The organism is Cryobacterium sp. N19 (assembly GCF_002929595.1).
GTDB lineage: Bacteria > Actinomycetota > Actinomycetes > Actinomycetales > Microbacteriaceae > Cryobacterium > Cryobacterium flavum.
Genome location: NZ_PJJR01000053.1, coordinates 225,666 through 241,222, shown reverse-complemented (window position 1 = coordinate 241,222; position 15,557 = coordinate 225,666). Strand labels below are relative to the sequence as shown.

The 15,557-nt window shown below is 63.5% G+C and carries 9 protein-coding genes; 6 read left to right on the top strand and 3 right to left on the bottom strand.

The genetic code is table 11. The features are described 5' to 3' along the window. Window positions 1-194 precede the first annotated feature (194 nt). Genes CXY78_RS16945 through uvrB form a run of 3 tightly spaced genes read left to right on the top strand, consistent with a single transcriptional unit; the run spans window position 195 to window position 5,299 of the window. On the top strand, window positions 195-2,492 hold the full coding sequence (locus tag CXY78_RS16945; RefSeq protein WP_158253340.1) for a response regulator: 2,298 nt from the start codon (window positions 195-197) through the stop codon (window positions 2,490-2,492). Between the two features lie 48 nt (window positions 2,493-2,540). Then, the gene (gene coaE / locus CXY78_RS16940) at window positions 2,541-3,206 is read left to right on the top strand and encodes a dephospho-CoA kinase (RefSeq protein WP_092340091.1); all 666 of its coding nucleotides are present in this window, start codon (window positions 2,541-2,543) and stop codon (window positions 3,204-3,206) included. A 29-nt stretch (window positions 3,207-3,235) separates the two neighbouring features. Next, window positions 3,236-5,299 (top strand): excinuclease ABC subunit UvrB, encoded by a 2,064-nt coding sequence (uvrB, locus tag CXY78_RS16935; protein ID WP_104090372.1) that lies wholly within the window; start codon window positions 3,236-3,238, stop codon window positions 5,297-5,299. Between the two features lie 107 nt (window positions 5,300-5,406). On the opposite strand, the gene CXY78_RS16930 is transcribed toward uvrB, so the two are convergent. From CXY78_RS16930 to CXY78_RS16920, 3 genes are read right to left on the bottom strand one after another with little or no spacing between them, the layout of a single operon-like run. After that, a complete protein-coding gene (locus tag CXY78_RS16930; RefSeq protein WP_104090370.1) occupies window positions 5,407-8,250 on the bottom strand; it encodes an FtsX-like permease family protein in 2,844 nt (947 codons plus the stop codon). Then, on the bottom strand, window positions 8,247-8,987 hold the full coding sequence (locus CXY78_RS16925; protein WP_104090369.1) for an ABC transporter ATP-binding protein: 741 nt from the start codon (window positions 8,985-8,987) through the stop codon (window positions 8,247-8,249). Before CXY78_RS16925 ends, CXY78_RS16930 begins: the two co-directional genes overlap by 4 nt. After that, on the bottom strand, window positions 8,984-9,592 hold the full coding sequence (locus CXY78_RS16920; RefSeq protein ID WP_104090367.1) for a PadR family transcriptional regulator: 609 nt from the start codon (window positions 9,590-9,592) through the stop codon (window positions 8,984-8,986). The genes CXY78_RS16925 and CXY78_RS16920 overlap by 4 nt, the downstream gene beginning before the upstream one ends. Window positions 9,593-9,797: 205 nt before the next feature. On the opposite strand from CXY78_RS16920, the gene uvrA reads away from it, so the two are divergent. The 3 genes from uvrA to rapZ all read left to right on the top strand — a co-directional run bounded on the left by uvrA (window position 9,798) and on the right by rapZ (window position 15,536). After that, window positions 9,798-12,665, top strand: coding sequence for an excinuclease ABC subunit UvrA (gene uvrA / locus CXY78_RS16915; RefSeq protein ID WP_104090366.1), 2,868 nt, complete (start codon window positions 9,798-9,800; stop codon window positions 12,663-12,665). Between the two features lie 14 nt (window positions 12,666-12,679). Next, window positions 12,680-14,572 carry an excinuclease ABC subunit UvrC gene (gene uvrC / locus CXY78_RS16910; protein ID WP_104090364.1) on the top strand — a complete coding sequence of 631 codons (1,893 nt, stop codon included), beginning with the start codon at window positions 12,680-12,682 and terminating at the stop codon, window positions 14,570-14,572. An 88-nt stretch (window positions 14,573-14,660) separates the two neighbouring features. Beyond that, the gene (gene rapZ, locus CXY78_RS16905) at window positions 14,661-15,536 is read left to right on the top strand and encodes an RNase adapter RapZ (RefSeq protein WP_092340098.1); all 876 of its coding nucleotides are present in this window, start codon (window positions 14,661-14,663) and stop codon (window positions 15,534-15,536) included. Window positions 15,537-15,557: the final 21 nt, after the last annotated feature.

The window sequence follows — 15,557 nt, the reverse complement described above, 5'->3', positions numbered from 1 at the left end:
CAATATCCGATGGTAATTGGTCAGGATCACGACTCACGGAACTCTTCGTGCTATACCTGATAGTGAGGAAACGTCCTCTTTTTTGTCGGCATCACGACAGTAACAAAATTGTCGAACGGATGTGGATTTCCCTAGTTACAACCTGTTTCTGGTGGGAACGTGCACGACAGCTTCACAGTCCCATCGGAGAGCCCATGAACACCTTTCACCCTGCAGACAGCGCTGACAACAGGGGCGAAGACGATTTTCAAACCCCTGTGGCACCGTCGGGAAGTCAGAGCTTCACCGACGGTTCTGGTGCATCGTTGTCGGTTGAAGTGCTCAACGAAAGGTTACGTGACCAGCAGTTTTACACTCGATCGCTGATCGAATCAAACATTGATGCGCTCATGACCACCGATACCAAGGGCGTCATCACCGACGTCAATCACCAGATGGTGGCCCTGACCGGGCGCACCCGGGACGAACTCATCGGTGCTCCGTGCCGCAACTTCTTCACCAATCCGACGCGCGCCGACACCGCCATCGCCCGAGTGTTGAAGGAGGACCGGATCACTGATTACGAGCTGACGGTGCGATCCTTTGACGGCACGGAAACCGTCGTCTCGTACAACGCGGCCACTCTGCGGGATCGTGAGCGCAGAGTCCAGGGCGTTTTCGCGGCAGCCAGAGACGTGACCGAGAGCAAAAAGTTCGAGCGCGCCCTCCTCGAGAAGAATTTCGCCATGGAGCAGGCGAATGTTGCTCGGGCCGAGTATCTGACTCGCGCCAAGGTCGAGGTGCTGACACCGCTGCAGGCGATCGTTTCTTCGGCCAAGGCGCTGAGCAGTGGGGTTGACGGTACGTTGAACGAGGTGCAGCAACGCAGAGTCGACGGCATCTGCGCTGACACCGCCCACCTGCTGTCCTTGCTCAAAGAACTCATCAGCATGTCCACGGTTGAAACCGGCAACGTCGACTTCTACTATGAACTCGTCGCCGTGCACGGCCTGCTGGTCGCCAGCGCCGCGTTGGTCGATCAGAGCGGAGACCCCGCAGTTTCGGTCGCTGTCAACGGTACTGAGCAGGTGGGGGACTTTCCGCTCGACACCGACACCACCGGACAGATTCTGGCGGTCCTGCTGGGCAATGCCGTTATTGCCAGCAAGGGCGAGGACGTATCCGTGCAGGCGCGGATTGTGCCGCGCAGTTCCGTCGGCTTCCTCGACGGACATCGCCCACACTGGTCGTCACCTTTACCAGAGTCCGGTTTTGCGGAGTTTCTGGAAATTCGAGTGACGGACTCCGGGGTCGGAATCTCCGAGGCGGATCTGCCTGCCTTGTTCCTTCCCCTGCGACACGGGGAATTCGACGCCGCGTGGAAGTCAAGCGGCAACGGCGTAGGCCTGGCCATGGTGAAATTGCTGGCCGAGCTGCAAGAGGGCAGGGTCGGTGTGGAGGGATCTCTGAACGAAGGCGCAACCTTCGGCGTCTGGTTGCCGCGCCATGATCTGTCCGCAGCGACGGCCCAACCGTCACTGACCGCGGAAAGCAATACTGAGCGAGCAGAGATCCGCGCGGAGAACTCCGATGCATCATTCGAACCAGAACGGGCAGAGTCCGACGCCGGCCGCGAGCCCGAGAACGACAATGGCGACGCGCTGCTTCAACACGCCACGCAGGATCTGATCGCGGCGGCCAATGCTGACTCGAATGTCGACCGTCAGGGTTTCTCGCAGACAGTCGCGGGTTCGACTGTCCCGAGCGGAAGCCCGACGGCTTTGGTGGTTGAGGACGACGCCAAATCCGCCAAGCTCGTTCGGTTGCTCCTGGAAGCAGAAGGCTTCCAGGTGATTGCAGCGGCAAGCGGCGAGGAAGCGCTCGATCTCGCACAGGGAGTGCCGCTAAGCCTGATCACCCTCGACGTGCAGCTGCCGGGAATGGACGGCTGGAAGTTTCTACTGAAGCTCCACGATTCTCCGGAACTGGCCTCCATCCCCGTCGTGGTCATTGCCGGATTGGCCGACATGAGTATGGCATTAAGTCGCGGTGCCGCGGCTGTGCTCGAAAAGCCGCTGCAGCGGGTCGAATTGCAGAACTCGCTCACCCTGCTTGGGTTACGCCCTGACCGGGCACATACACGGTGCATCCTCATTGTCGATGAAGACCGCCAAACCGTCGACCAGGTCACTTCGTATTTGGAAGAGCCGGCCTACCGCGTCGAATCCTCGTCGTCGGGCGAGGCCGCCATCTCTGATGCGCTCAAGTTGACGCCCGACCTGATTCTGATCAATCTCATGATGGAGCACCTCGGCGGGTTCAAGATTGTGCGGGCGCTGCAGGACCATGCCAGTACTCAGTACATTCCGGTGCTGGTCCTGTCGGCGGGAAAGATCACCGACGATGAACAGGACACGATCGACAGCGACCCGGCCCAGCCCGTCGTGACAATGAACAAACCCGACTTCAATCGGGACGCGCTCCTGGCAGAGATCAAACGGGCTCTCGACTGAGTGGATGCTCCCTGTGCCGTCCGCGGGCGAAACAGATAGTCTGACGGGATGTATCTGATTGGGCTGACCGGCGGAATCGCCTCGGGCAAGAGCACCGTAGCACAGCGTCTCAGTGAGCTGGGCGCCGTCGGGATCGACGCCGACCGTCTCGCCCGCGAAGTTGTTGAACGCGGCACCCCGGCACTGGCGGCGATTGCTGAAGAGTTCGGCTCCGACCTGTTGCTGCCCGACGGCAGCCTGAACCGGCGGGCGCTTGGCGCCATCATCTTTACCGACCCGGTGCGGCGAGAACGGCTGAATGCCATCACGCATCCGGCGGTGCGACAGCTCACCCGCGACCGGGTGGCCGAAGCCGCTGCGGCTGACCCGCACGCCATCGTCGTCTACGACGTTCCGCTGCTGGCCGAAGCCAAGGCCGGCGGCCTGGTCACGTTTGACGTGATCGTCGTCGTGCACGCGGATGCTGCCACCAGAATCCAGCGCATGGTGGACCTGCGCGGCCTGACCCGCGAGGACGCGACCCATCGCATCTCGGCGCAGGCCAGTGACGCAGAACGTCTGGCCTTGGCCGACGTCGTGATCGACAACACGGGTGGCCTCGACGCGACACTGATTCAGGTTGACGCGCTCTGGGAGGGCGTGCTCACTGCCGAGGCCGACAAGAGTGCGGCGAGCGCCGGCATTCGCTCGCAGGGGTCGAGCGCGCAAAGCTGAGTGTCAGACCCCCTTTGTAGAATGGAAGCATGGAACCCACGCGCTCTGTGAATCCGTTTGAAGTGGTCAGTGAGTACACGCCGAGCGGCGACCAGCCGGCGGCGATCGCCGACCTGGCTGCCCGAATCAATGCCGGCGAAACCGACATCGTGCTGCTTGGTGCTACCGGTACCGGTAAGTCCGCCACGACGGCCTGGCTGATCGAGCAGGTGCAACGCCCGACGCTCGTTCTGGCCCACAACAAGACCCTCGCGGCGCAGCTGGTCAATGAGTTCCGCGACCTCATGCCCAACAACGCGGTCGAGTACTTCGTCTCGTATTACGACTACTATCAGCCCGAGGCCTACGTTCCGCAGACCGACACTTTTATCGAGAAGGACTCTTCGATCAACGAGGAAGTCGAACGATTGCGGCATTCCACCACCAACTCGTTGCTGAGCCGCCGGGACGTGATCGTGGTGTCGACGGTGTCGTGCATCTACGGTCTCGGTACGCCGCAGGGCTATCTCGATGCCATGATCGCCCTGCAGGTCGGTCAGAAGGTCAGCCGCGACTGGTTGGTGCGCAAATTTGTGGCCATGCAGTACAAGCGCAACGATGTCGATTTCTCGCGGGGCAATTTCCGGGTGCGCGGCGACACCATCGAGATCATCCCGATGTACGAAGAGCTCGCCATTCGCATCGAGATGTTCGGCGACGAGATCGAAGGCCTGTACAGCCTGCATCCGCTCACCGGCGATATCGTCAAGAAGCTCGACTCGGTCTCGGTGTTTCCTGGCTCGCACTACGTTGCGAGCGATGACGTTATGCGTCGGGCGATCGGTACCATCGAGATCGAACTGGCCGAACGCCTCGAAGTGCTCGAACGTGAAGGCAAGCTGCTCGAAGCCCAGCGACTGCGTATGCGCACCACCTTCGACCTCGAGATGATGGAGCAGATCGGATTCTGCTCCGGCATTGAGAACTACTCCCGCCACATCGATGCGCGCGAACCGGGGGAGGCCCCGCACTGCCTGCTGGACTATTTTCCCGACGACTTTCTCATGGTCATCGACGAGTCGCACGTGACCGTGCCGCAGATCGGTGCCATGTATGAGGGCGACTCCTCGCGCAAGCGCACCCTGGTCGACCACGGCTTTCGCCTGCCGAGCGCGCTCGATAACCGTCCGCTCAAGTTCGACGAGTTCAAGAATCGGGTCGGCCAGACGGTGTACCTGTCGGCGACGCCCGGCAAGTACGAGATGGGCATTGCGGATGGCATTGTCGAGCAGATCATCCGCCCGACCGGCCTGATCGACCCGCAGATCATCGTGAAGCCGAGCAAGGGCCAGATCGACGACCTGCTCGAAGAGATCAAGAAGCGCACCGAACGCAACGAGCGCGTGCTGGTCACAACGCTCACCAAGAAGATGGCCGAGAACCTTACCGACTTTCTCACTGAGGCCGGCGTGCGGGTACGTTACCTGCACTCCGATGTCGACACCCTGCGCCGGGTCGAGTTGCTCACCGAACTGCGCGCCGGCATTTACGACGTACTCGTCGGCATCAACCTGCTGCGTGAGGGCCTCGACCTGCCCGAGGTGTCGCTCGTCGCCATTCTCGATGCCGACAAGGAGGGTTTCCTGCGCTCGGCGACGTCCCTTATTCAGACGATCGGGCGTGCCGCCCGTAACGTGTCCGGCGAGGTGCACATGTACGCCGACCGGCTCACCGCCTCGATGGAGAAGGCGATCGACGAGACCGACCGTCGGCGAGAGAAGCAGGTTGCGTACAACACCCTGCACGGCATCGACCCGACCCCGCTGCGCAAACGCATTGGCGACATCACCGAAGCGCTCGCTCGCGAGGAGGCCGACACCGCCGAGCTCCTGGCCGGCCGCGATGCCCGGCGCAAGACGTCGACGCCCAACCGTCGGGTCGGCCTAGCCGCCAACGGTGCCAACGATCTGGAGTCGATCATCGCCGACCTTAACGGACAGATGCTCGAGGCCGCCGGAGAGCTCAAGTTCGAGCTCGCCGCCCGTCTGCGCGATGAGCTCTCTGAACTCAAGCGCGAACTCCGCCAGATGGAGAAGGCCGGCCACCTGCAGTAGCCGCCGGTCGCACACCCCTCGTGGCACGTGTTTGGGAAGCTGGCACTGGTTCAAACACGTGCCAACTTCTCAAGCGAGTGCCACGAGAGCGGATGCCGCCGGCCGGATCAGTCGAACATCGCCCGGTTGCTGAACCGGGCGCGGTTACTGCCGGCCGTGAGTGCACCGCCGACCGCCACGAGCGCCGGGAGCGCCACCACGATCAGGGCAAGTTGCAGCCACGGGGGAGTGAACGGCAGCAACGAGAGCCCCGCCGTGTCCCGGGTCAGCGACAGCGCGAGTGACGGCACCAAACCGAGCAGCACCCCAATGACGCTGCCGAGGCCCACGATCACCACGGCCTGCCAGAACCCGAAGGCCCGGCGCACCCGCGGTGATGTCCCAAGGGAGGTGAGCACGGCATTGTCTCGGTGCCCATCGGCGCGGGCGAGTCCGATGGTGATCGACGCCGTGACCAGGGCGATGATCGCCGTCAAGGCGAGCAGGGCCCAGGTCCAGGTCGCTCCATACGCCTCCGGGCCCGTCTCCGTTTGCAGGTTGAACCCCGGCGAAATGGCGGCGAGTGCACCTTGGGCATGGTCATATTCTGCCTGGGTCGGGCTCGCGCCGATGCTGCTGACGACCATTGACGGCCGGTAGTTCAGGTTTGACGCGTCGGCCGTGGACGTCAGCATGAAAACGGCGTAGGGCAGCGGATTCTCGGGCTCCTGCACGCTCCCGGCCAGTGACACGCTGCGAGCTGGCTCCAGAACGGAGTTGAGCTCCGTGACCCAGTCGATACGGATTTCTCCGTCAACGACGTACTGCTCATAGGTAGCGACACCTCCACCAGCGGTGAGCGTTGCTCGGGACTCCGCCGACACGGGTTCGCCGAGAATCGCGTCGAAGTCCGCCAGATCGCCCACCCAGATGTGGTCGTTGATACTCGAGTTCATCATCGTGTCGAGAAAGTATGGAGTAGGGCAGCGGATGTCGGTAGGCGTGTCCTCATGACTGGCGTCCATTCGAGTTGAATCACTCGGGCACACCGTGTCGGCGTCGATCCGTGGGTAGGCGAAGGTGGGCGCATCCGCGGTTGTCCCGTCGGTAGCCGCGTCGCCGAAGCCCATCGGCGGGTCCTCTGCACTTCTTAGCAGTCTGGCCTGAGCGCTCGGAAAACTGCTCTCAACGGCGGCAACGACGTCGGGCCCCGTGGTTTGCAACACTCGGTCGTAGGGCGGTTCATTCTGGGTAGTCATGAGACTCACCGATGCTGTGTCCAGCGGGGCGCTGTAGGTGTAGCCACTGGTCGAATTCACCTGCATCGTTGAAATGAGACTCATCGCAAAGGTCGCCACGAAGACGCAGCTCATGATGGCCGCGAGTGCCGGTACGCTCCGCCCGGGGTTTCGCGCCACATCGCGGGTCGCAAGCCGTGCGCCTGGTCCGAACCGGGATGCCACGCGGGCAGCCCACCGCAGAATCAGGGGAGCGATGAAGACCGCCCCGATCTGCATGATCACAGGGCCGGCGACAATGAGGGCGATCCCGAAGTTGGCCAGTGCTATCTGGTAAACGGGTGCGTAGGCGGCGAGCTCGACCACTCCGCCGGTGACGGCGATGACCGCACCGAGGGTCAGTAGAACGAGTCCAGCAACCGGGCGGCGGCGCGTGACCCGCGGCGGGCGCTGGGCACCACGCAGGGCGGCCAAAACGTCGATCCGGCCGGCAGCCCGGGCCGGAACCGCGGCAGCGCACCAGCCGGCGAGCACAGCGAAGACCGCGATGACGAGCAGCGACACCAGATCGAGGTGAAACCCCGGATACCGGGCCGCGCTGCCGTTCGCCGAAATCTGCATGAAGATCCAGGCGCCGGCGAGGCCGAGTACGGTTCCCAGTGCCGCTCCGAGGGCGCCGAGGATGACGCCGCCGAAGGACATGACGCGAAACAGCATCCGCTTGTCGCCGCCGACGCTCGCGAGGGTCGCGAGAGTGCGCTGCTGGGTGCGGGCGCCGACGGTAAAGGCGGCGCCCGCGAGCAGGGCCACCTCGAACAGGGCGAATCCGCCGAGCAGGGCGATGAACAAGTTCATGGAGGTGTTCGAGGTATCGCCATAGCTATAGATGTAGCTGCCCACCGGCGGGGGGTCGAGCAGAACGGTGCGCGACAGCACGGTGGCGCCGCGCGGGTTGAGCTCGCCGATCTGGCTCCAGGTGAGCGGGGTGTCGGGCAAGTACCACTCAGTTAGCAGGTCGTCATCGTCGGGCATTACGCCGTCGAAGACTGCGGGCATGCCGTAGAACGATACCGCAGCGTCGTCGAGACTCGCGGTGTGAATCGTGCCAACAATGGTGAATGATTCGGCGATAGGCGCCGTGATCACGGCCTTCGACCCGATCTTTGCTCCGAGCCGTTCGAGGGCGGCAGCGGTCACCATGATCTCGTCGTCAGCGGTCGGTCGTGTTCCCGCCGTCACATCCCATTTTCCGACGAAGGACGGGTCCCACGGCTGTCCCTGCACGGCCGGAAACGACCCGAGCCCGTCTTTCGTCTCCACCACGACGGCGGTCGATCGAATGGAGAGCAAACGGGTGTCGGCGGTAAACAGCGAAGCAACCGTGACGGGCTGCGGCTCGATGGACTGCGCGGCATCGGCACGCGCCGCCTCGTCGCGGTAGCCCCAGTGCCCGTCGTTCAGCGGGTCTTGGGTGAATTTCGCGTCCGGCGCTGCGACGATTCTGACCCGCGCCTCGGTCGACCCGAGCTCGAGCTTGACACGTTCGGCGGGGGTCGCGACATTGCTCGCGGTTACCGTGGTGATTCCGACCATCCCGAGCACCGGAATCGCGACGAGCAGAGCGATCAACGCGCTGCGACCGCGTGATTGCCCGGCCATGCGGCGAGCAATCCGAAACGCAATGAGCGTTCCGCCCGAGCGTTTGCCCGCAAGCGACCCCCCGTCACCACTCATGCCTGTAGTCCGGTCAACAGGCTCGATACAGCGGATGCCCGCGACTCGTCCACGATGCGCCCGTCGCGTAGAAAGACGATCCGGTCCGCCCACGCCGCGTGGCGGGCATCGTGGGTGACCAGAATGCCGCCGGCACCGGCGTCGACTCGGGAGCGCAGCATCCGCAAGACGAGTTCACCGGTCGTGCTGTCGAGGGCGCCGGTGGGCTCATCGGCGAGAATCAACGACCGACCGCCGACGACCGCGCGGGCAATGGCGACGCGCTGCTGCTGGCCACCGGACAGGTCAGAGGGAAAATGCCCGGCCCGGTCACCGAGCTCGACGATAGTGAGGGCGTCGAGGGCCGGGCGGTGCGCCTTCTTCGAAGTCCAGCCGTCGAGTTCGAGCGGCAGGCTCACGTTTTCGAGCGCGGTCAACGAGGGAATCAGGTTGAAGTCCTGAAAGACGAAGCCGAGGCTGCGGCGACGCAGCGTCGCGAGCTCGCGGGCCGAGAGCTGGCTGAGCCAGTGCCCTTCCACGACGACCTCGCCCGACGTCGGCGGGGTGAGTCCGCCGGCCACGGTGAGCAGCGTCGACTTTCCCGAACCGGATGCCCCCATCACCGCCACAAGCTCGCCGCGGCTCACCGACAGGTCGACGCCAGCCAGGGCCGTGATCGCGGTCTCGCCCCGGCCGTACTGCATCGAGACACCGTCGAGCTGCAGCAGAATGTCGCTGTCAGCGGCGTGGCCGGTCATGCGTTGGCCTGCACCGTCTTGGCCGGTCGTCCGCGCTTGGGAACGTCTGTGTTGAGCGGCAGGGGATCGGCGAGACCGGCGGCTCGCGCCCGGGTGAGCCGGCTTTCGGAGTGATCGAGCCAGCGCGCCTCGGCCTCGGCCGCGAAGATGAGAGAATCGATCACGAGCAGCCAGGCCAGCTGCTCCGACGATTCCGGGTCAGCGGTAGCGTTCTTGGTGCGCGTCAGTTCCTGCAGGGTGCGCATTGTCGCGGTGCGCTGCACCTGAATCACCTGGGCAATATCCACGCCGGGCAGCGTGACCGCAATCGCAAGCTTGATCGCGAGCTCGTCGCGGGTCGCCATGGTGCGCACCACGGGGGAGCCGAGCCACTCGGCGACCTCCGCGCGGCCGGCGTACGTTATCTCAACGTAGTTCTGACCATCGGCGTCAATGTCGGCCTTCTGCACCAGGCCGTCCCGCTCGAGCCGGTCGAGGGTGTTGTAGATCTGGCCGACGTTCAGCGGCCAGGTCGACCCGGTCCGACGGTCGAACTCGGCCCGCAACTGGTAGCCGTAGCACGGCCCCTGGTTCAGGATGGCGAGAAGACTCTGGCGAACGGACATACGACCTCCGATAATTCGACGCTGCTAATAATTACCGAGTATATACATACCCGGCAATCCGACGTAAGAAATCGTTGCGGGTGTCGCCGAAGTCACGACTCTGTGCAACGGCCTCGCGGCGGCACAACACATGCCATGAGCGCAATCCGCAGGTGAAAGGCGTCGCCGGTACAAGACTGTCAGCGGCGTTGCATAGACTCGATGGGTGTCGATTACCAAGGTAGAAACAGGTCCGAAACTCAGTGTGCGCGGAGCCCGCGTGCACAATCTCCACAACGTGGATCTGGAGATTCCACGCGACTCGCTCGTGGTCTTCACCGGACTGTCGGGGTCGGGAAAGTCGTCGCTCGCCTTCGACACCATCTTCGCCGAGGGCCAGCGCCGCTACGTCGAGTCACTCTCGGCCTACGCCCGGCAGTTCCTCGGCCAGGTCGACCGGCCCGACGTCGACTTCATCGAGGGCCTGAGCCCGGCCGTGTCGATCGACCAGAAATCCACCAACCGTAACCCGCGGTCCACGGTCGGTACCATCACCGAAATCTATGATTACATGCGCCTGCTCTGGGCCCGCATTGGCGTGCCCCACTGCGCCACCTGCGGCGAGATCATCCAGTCTCAGACCGTGCAGCAGATCGCCGACCAGCTCATGGAACTGAAGGCTGGCATTCGCTACCAGGTGGTCAGCCCGGTCGTCTCGCAGAAGAAGGGCGAGTTCGTCGACCTGTTCCAGGAACTGGCTGGCGGCGGCTACTCCCGCGCGATTGTCGATGGCACTCAGATTCAGCTGAGCGAACCGCCGATTCTCAAGAAGCAACAGAAGCACGATATCGCGGTCATCGTCGACCGGCTCGTCGCCGGCCCTGAGCTGCTTTCCCGCCTCACCGACTCGCTTGAAACAGCCCTCAAACTCACCGACGGGCTCGTGCAGATCAATTTTCTCGACGAAGAGGGCGACAAGGCCTGGCAGAACTACTCCGAGAAGCTGTCCTGCCCGAATAACCACCCGGTTCAGCTCACCGAAATTGAACCGCGCACCTTCTCCTTCAACGCGCCGTTCGGCGCCTGCCCGGAGTGTTCAGGGCTCGGAACCCGCATGTCCGTCGATGAAGACCTGTTGCTCGGTGACCCCGATCTGAGCATCGCCGAGGGTGTCGTGCTGCCCTGGACCACCCAGGGCAAGGGCCTGTTCCAGTACTACGAGAAGCTGCTCGACGGCCTCGCCCGCGACCTCGACTTCTCGCTGGACACGCCCTGGGGTGAGCTCACCACCGAGGTACAGAACGCCGTCATGCGCGGCGACAACTTTGAGGTGCGGGTCAAGTGGAAAAACCGCTACGGCCGGGAGATGAGCTACACCTCCGGGTTCGAGGGTGTTGTGCCCTACATTGAACGCCAGTACCTGCAGGCCGACAGCGACACCCAGCGTCAGCGCTGGTCCGAATACCTGCGTGAGGTCGACTGCCACGTCTGCAACGGCACCAGGCTCAAGCCCGAGGTGCTCGCCGTGCTCGTTCACGAAGCGAGCATCGCGGATGTCTGTGCACTCAGTTTGACCGACGCTCGCGCGTTCATGGACAAGCTCACCCTCACCGACCGGGAGGCCGCCATCGCCGCCCAGGTGCTGCGCGAGATTCGGGCACGCCTCGACTTTCTGATTCGGGTGGGCCTGAACTACCTCAACCTGTCCCGGGCCGCGGCGACCCTCTCGGGCGGTGAGGCGCAGCGCATCCGCTTGGCGACGCAGATCGGCTCAGGGCTCACCGGCGTGCTCTACGTGCTCGATGAACCCAGCATCGGCCTGCACCAGCGCGACAACCGGCGCCTGATCGAGACCCTCGTGACCCTGCGCGACCTCGGCAACACGCTCATCGTGGTCGAGCACGACGAAGACACCATTAAGACCGCCGACTGGATCGTTGACATCGGCCCTGGCGCCGGCGTTAATGGCGGGCACGTCGTGCACTCCGGCTCCTACGAAGGCCTGCTCGCCAACACCAAGTCCCTTACCGGCGACTACCTGGCCGGGCGCAAGTCCATCGCCATCCCGAAAACCCGACGCCCGATCGACCCGGAGCGCCTGATCGGCGTCACCGGCGCCGAGGCCAACAATCTGCAGAAAGTGTCGGTGACCTTCCCGCTCGGCACCTTCACCGCGGTCACCGGGGTGAGTGGCTCCGGCAAATCTTCGCTCGTCAATGACATCCTCTACCGGGTGCTCGCCAACCGGCTCAACGGCGCCCGCAAGCTGCCGGGCAAGCACACCAGGGTCACAGGCCTCGAGCAGCTCGACAAGGTCATCCACGTCGACCAGGCGCCCATCGGCCGCACGCCACGCTCCAACCCAGCCACCTACACCGGTGTGTTCGACAAGATCCGCACCCTGTTCTCGGAAACCATCGAATCGAAGACCCGCGGTTACCTCCCCGGCCGGTTCAGCTTCAACGTCAAGGGCGGGCGCTGCGAAGCCTGCTCGGGGGACGGCACCATCAAGATCGAGATGAACTTTCTGCCCGACGTTTACGTCGCGTGCGAGGTGTGCGGGGGAGACCGTTACAACCGCGACACCCTCACCGTGCACTACAAGGGCAAGAACATCGCAGAGGTACTCGATATGCCGATCAGCGAGGCGGCCGACTTCTTCGAACCGATCTCGTCGATCCATCGCTTCCTCAAGACCCTGGTGGAGGTCGGACTCGGCTACGTACGCCTCGGTCAGAGCGCCACCACCCTGTCCGGCGGCGAAGCTCAGCGGGTGAAGCTCGCGACCGAGCTGCAGCGGCGTTCCAACGGCCGCAGCGTCTACGTGCTCGATGAGCCCACCACCGGGCTGCACTTCGAAGACGTGCGCAAACTGCTGCTCGTGCTCAACAGCCTCGTCGACAAGGGCAACACCGTCATTGTCATCGAACACAACCTCGACGTCATCAAGTCTGCCGACTGGGTCATCGACCTCGGCCCGGAGGGCGGTTCCGGCGGCGGTAAGGTACTCGCCACCGGTACGCCGGAGCACCTCGCCACGGTCAAGACGAGCTTCACCGGTTCCTTCCTGAAGGAGGTCCTGGCTGCCGGCTAGGCGGCCTCACGGCCATGTCTGATGCCCTGAGCTATCGCCCGAAAACGGGCGAGATTCCCACGACCCCCGGGGTCTACCGTTTTCGCGACGCGACCGGGCGTATCCTTTATGTCGGTAAGGCCAAGAACCTGCGGGCTCGGCTGAGCAACTATTTCGCCCCCCTCCACAGCCTGCACGAACGCACCCGCCGCATGGTCACCACGGCCACCGGCGTCGAGTGGACTGTCGTCGGCACCGAGGTCGAGGCCCTGCAGCTCGAATGGATGTGGATCAACGAGTTCGATCCGCCGTTTAACGTGCAGTTCAAGGACGACAAGTCCTACCCGTACCTCGCGGTCACCCTCGCCGACGAGGCGCCACGGGCCTTGGTCACCCGCACCGAGGGCATCAAAGGTGCCCGCTATTTCGGGCCGTACCCCAAGGTCTGGGCCGTTCACGAGACCATCGAGCTCATGCTCAAGGCCTTCCCCATCCGTACCTGCAACAACGCCAATTACAAGCGGGCCATGCAGAGCGGCAAGCCGTGCTTCGCCGGCCAGATCGGGCGGTGCTTTGGCCCCTGCTCCGGACTGGTATCGATCGAGGACCACCGCACGATCGTCAACGAGTTCGTCAGCTTCATGGGCAGCCACGACAAGAAGCTCATCAACGAACTCACTCAGCAGATGAAGGACGCCGCCTTGGCGCAGCAGTATGAGATCGCTGCGAAACGACGCGACCAGGTGCGAGCGCTCAACGCCGTGCTCGAGAAGAGCGCCGTCGTGCTGCGCGACAACGTCGACATCGACCTGTTCGCGGTCGAGCAGGACGAACTCGCAGCCGCCGTGCAGCTGTTCATCGTGCGCGGCGGGCGCATCCGTGGTGTGCGCGGCTGGATGGTCGACAAAGAACTCGACGTCACCAGGAGCGAACTCATCGATTCCATGATGCAGACCGCCTACAACCACGACGCCCTGCCGCCGCGCGAAATCGTACTCCCCGAACTGCCCGACGATGCCGAAGCCCTCGAAACCTGGCTGGCCGACCTCGCCGGTCGCAAGGTGCGCCTCGTGGCAGCGCAGCGCGGGGAGAAGGCTGCCCTGCTGGTCACAGCCGGCAACAACGCCAAGCAGGCGCTCATGCTCTACAAAACCCGTCGCAGCTCGGACTTCGTGGCACGCTCCAAAGCGCTCGAAGACATCCAGGACGCTCTCGAAATGCCAGCCGCCCCGCTGCGAATGGAATGCTACGACGTATCGCACCTCAGCGGCACCAACATCGTCGCGTCCATGGTCGTCTTCGAGGACGGGCTTCCCCGCAAAGACGAATACCGCCGCTTCAACATTCCCGAATCAACCGACGACACCGACTCGATCTACCAGATCCTCACCAGAAGACTGGCCTACCTGAAGCCCGAAACATTGGCAGCGGATGCCGTGGTCGTTGACGCCACTACGACCGACATCATTCAGGTCGAACAGAAGCGTGCCAAATTCAAATACCAGCCAAACCTGCTCATTGTCGACGGAGGCCAGCCGCAGGTTGCCGCCGCCAAACGGGCCCTCGCCGAATCGGGCGTCACCGGAATTCAACTGTGCGGAATCGCCAAACGGCTTGAAGAAATCTGGCTCCCCGATTCCGACTACCCGGTAATCCTGCCGCGCAACAGCGACGCGCTGTTTCTGATCCAGCGCATTCGTGATGAAGCCCACCGGTTCGCAATCACCCACCAGCGCATTCGGCGCAAGAAAGACATCAACTCGATTCTCGGCGAAATCGCGGGGCTCGGGCCGGCCCGGGTGAAAGTTCTGTTGCAACATTTCGGCTCGGTGGCGCGCCTCAAGGTCGCTTCGGCGGCCGAAATAGCGGATGTCCGCGGCATCGGCCCCGTGCTGGCCGAGTCCATCCACGCGCACCTGCGCTCCTAAACACCTGAACGCCTGAACGCAACCGAAAACGTCCGGCGCTGGGTAGGCTTGACTATCCACCAACTTCTCATTAAGGCGATTTCCACGAATGACTACGGACCCCGACAAGCAGGAAGTGCTGATCGTCACGGGAATGTCCGGGGCGGGACGCTCCACCGTAGCCAACGCGTTGGAAGACCTGGACTGGTACGTCGTCGACAATCTTCCGCCGCAAATGCTGCGGCCCCTGGTTGATCTGGTCGAACGGGCTGGTACGAATCTGCCCAAAATCGCCGCAGTCGTCGACATCCGCGGCCGCGATTTGTTCGGCGATTTCCTCGAAACCGTGCAACAACTCCGCAGCAACACCCAGGTCCAGGTCATCTTTCTGGAAGCCAGGGACGACGCGCTGGTGCGCCGGTTTGAATCCGTGCGCCGCCCGCATCCGCTGCAGGGCGATGGCACCCTGCTCGACGGCATTGCTGCCGAGCGCTCCCGGCTGCTCGCCGTTCGGGAGTCGAGTGACCTCGTCATTGACACCTCCGATCTCAACGTGCACCAGCTCGCGACGACGATCACCGAACGGTTTGCGGCCGAGGGGCGAGCGGGTGTGCAGCTGACCATTTTGAGCTTCGGTTTCAAGTACGGGCTGCCGACCGACGTCGATCTGGTGGCGGATGCCCGATTCCTGCCGAACCCCTTCTGGATCCCCGAGTTGCGCGCGCACACCGGCATTGACCCGGAGGTGAGAGACTTTGTACTTGCCCAAATTGGTGCCCTCGATTTCATCGACCACTACGCCGCCGCCATGGCGCCGGTGCTGGCGGGATACCAGCGGGAAAATAAACGTCACGCCACTATCGGCATCGGCTGCACAGGGGGCAAGCACCGCTCCGTTGCCATGGCTAGAGAACTGGCTTCTCGACTCGAACAACTTCCCGGAGTCGCGGTCAATATCAAGCACCGCGACCTCGGACGCGAATAAGCGAGCCCGGGCGCAGCATCC

What these genes read in the sequence shown, in the direction of transcription:
- CXY78_RS16930 (WP_104090370.1), bottom strand. Translation starts at nt 8,250, where the DNA reads ATGAGTGGTGACGGGGGGTCGCTTGCGGGCAAACGCTCGGGCGGAACG.
- uvrB (WP_104090372.1), top strand. Translation starts at nt 3,236, where the DNA reads ATGGAACCCACGCGCTCTGTGAATCCGTTTGAAGTGGTCAGTGAGTAC.
- CXY78_RS16945 (WP_158253340.1), top strand. Translation starts at nt 195, where the DNA reads ATGAACACCTTTCACCCTGCAGACAGCGCTGACAACAGGGGCGAAGAC.
- CXY78_RS16920 (WP_104090367.1), bottom strand. Translation starts at nt 9,592, where the DNA reads ATGTCCGTTCGCCAGAGTCTTCTCGCCATCCTGAACCAGGGGCCGTGC.
- CXY78_RS16925 (WP_104090369.1), bottom strand. Translation starts at nt 8,987, where the DNA reads ATGACCGGCCACGCCGCTGACAGCGACATTCTGCTGCAGCTCGACGGT.
- coaE (WP_092340091.1), top strand. Translation starts at nt 2,541, where the DNA reads ATGTATCTGATTGGGCTGACCGGCGGAATCGCCTCGGGCAAGAGCACC.
- rapZ (WP_092340098.1), top strand. Translation starts at nt 14,661, where the DNA reads ATGACTACGGACCCCGACAAGCAGGAAGTGCTGATCGTCACGGGAATG.
- uvrC (WP_104090364.1), top strand. Translation starts at nt 12,680, where the DNA reads ATGTCTGATGCCCTGAGCTATCGCCCGAAAACGGGCGAGATTCCCACG.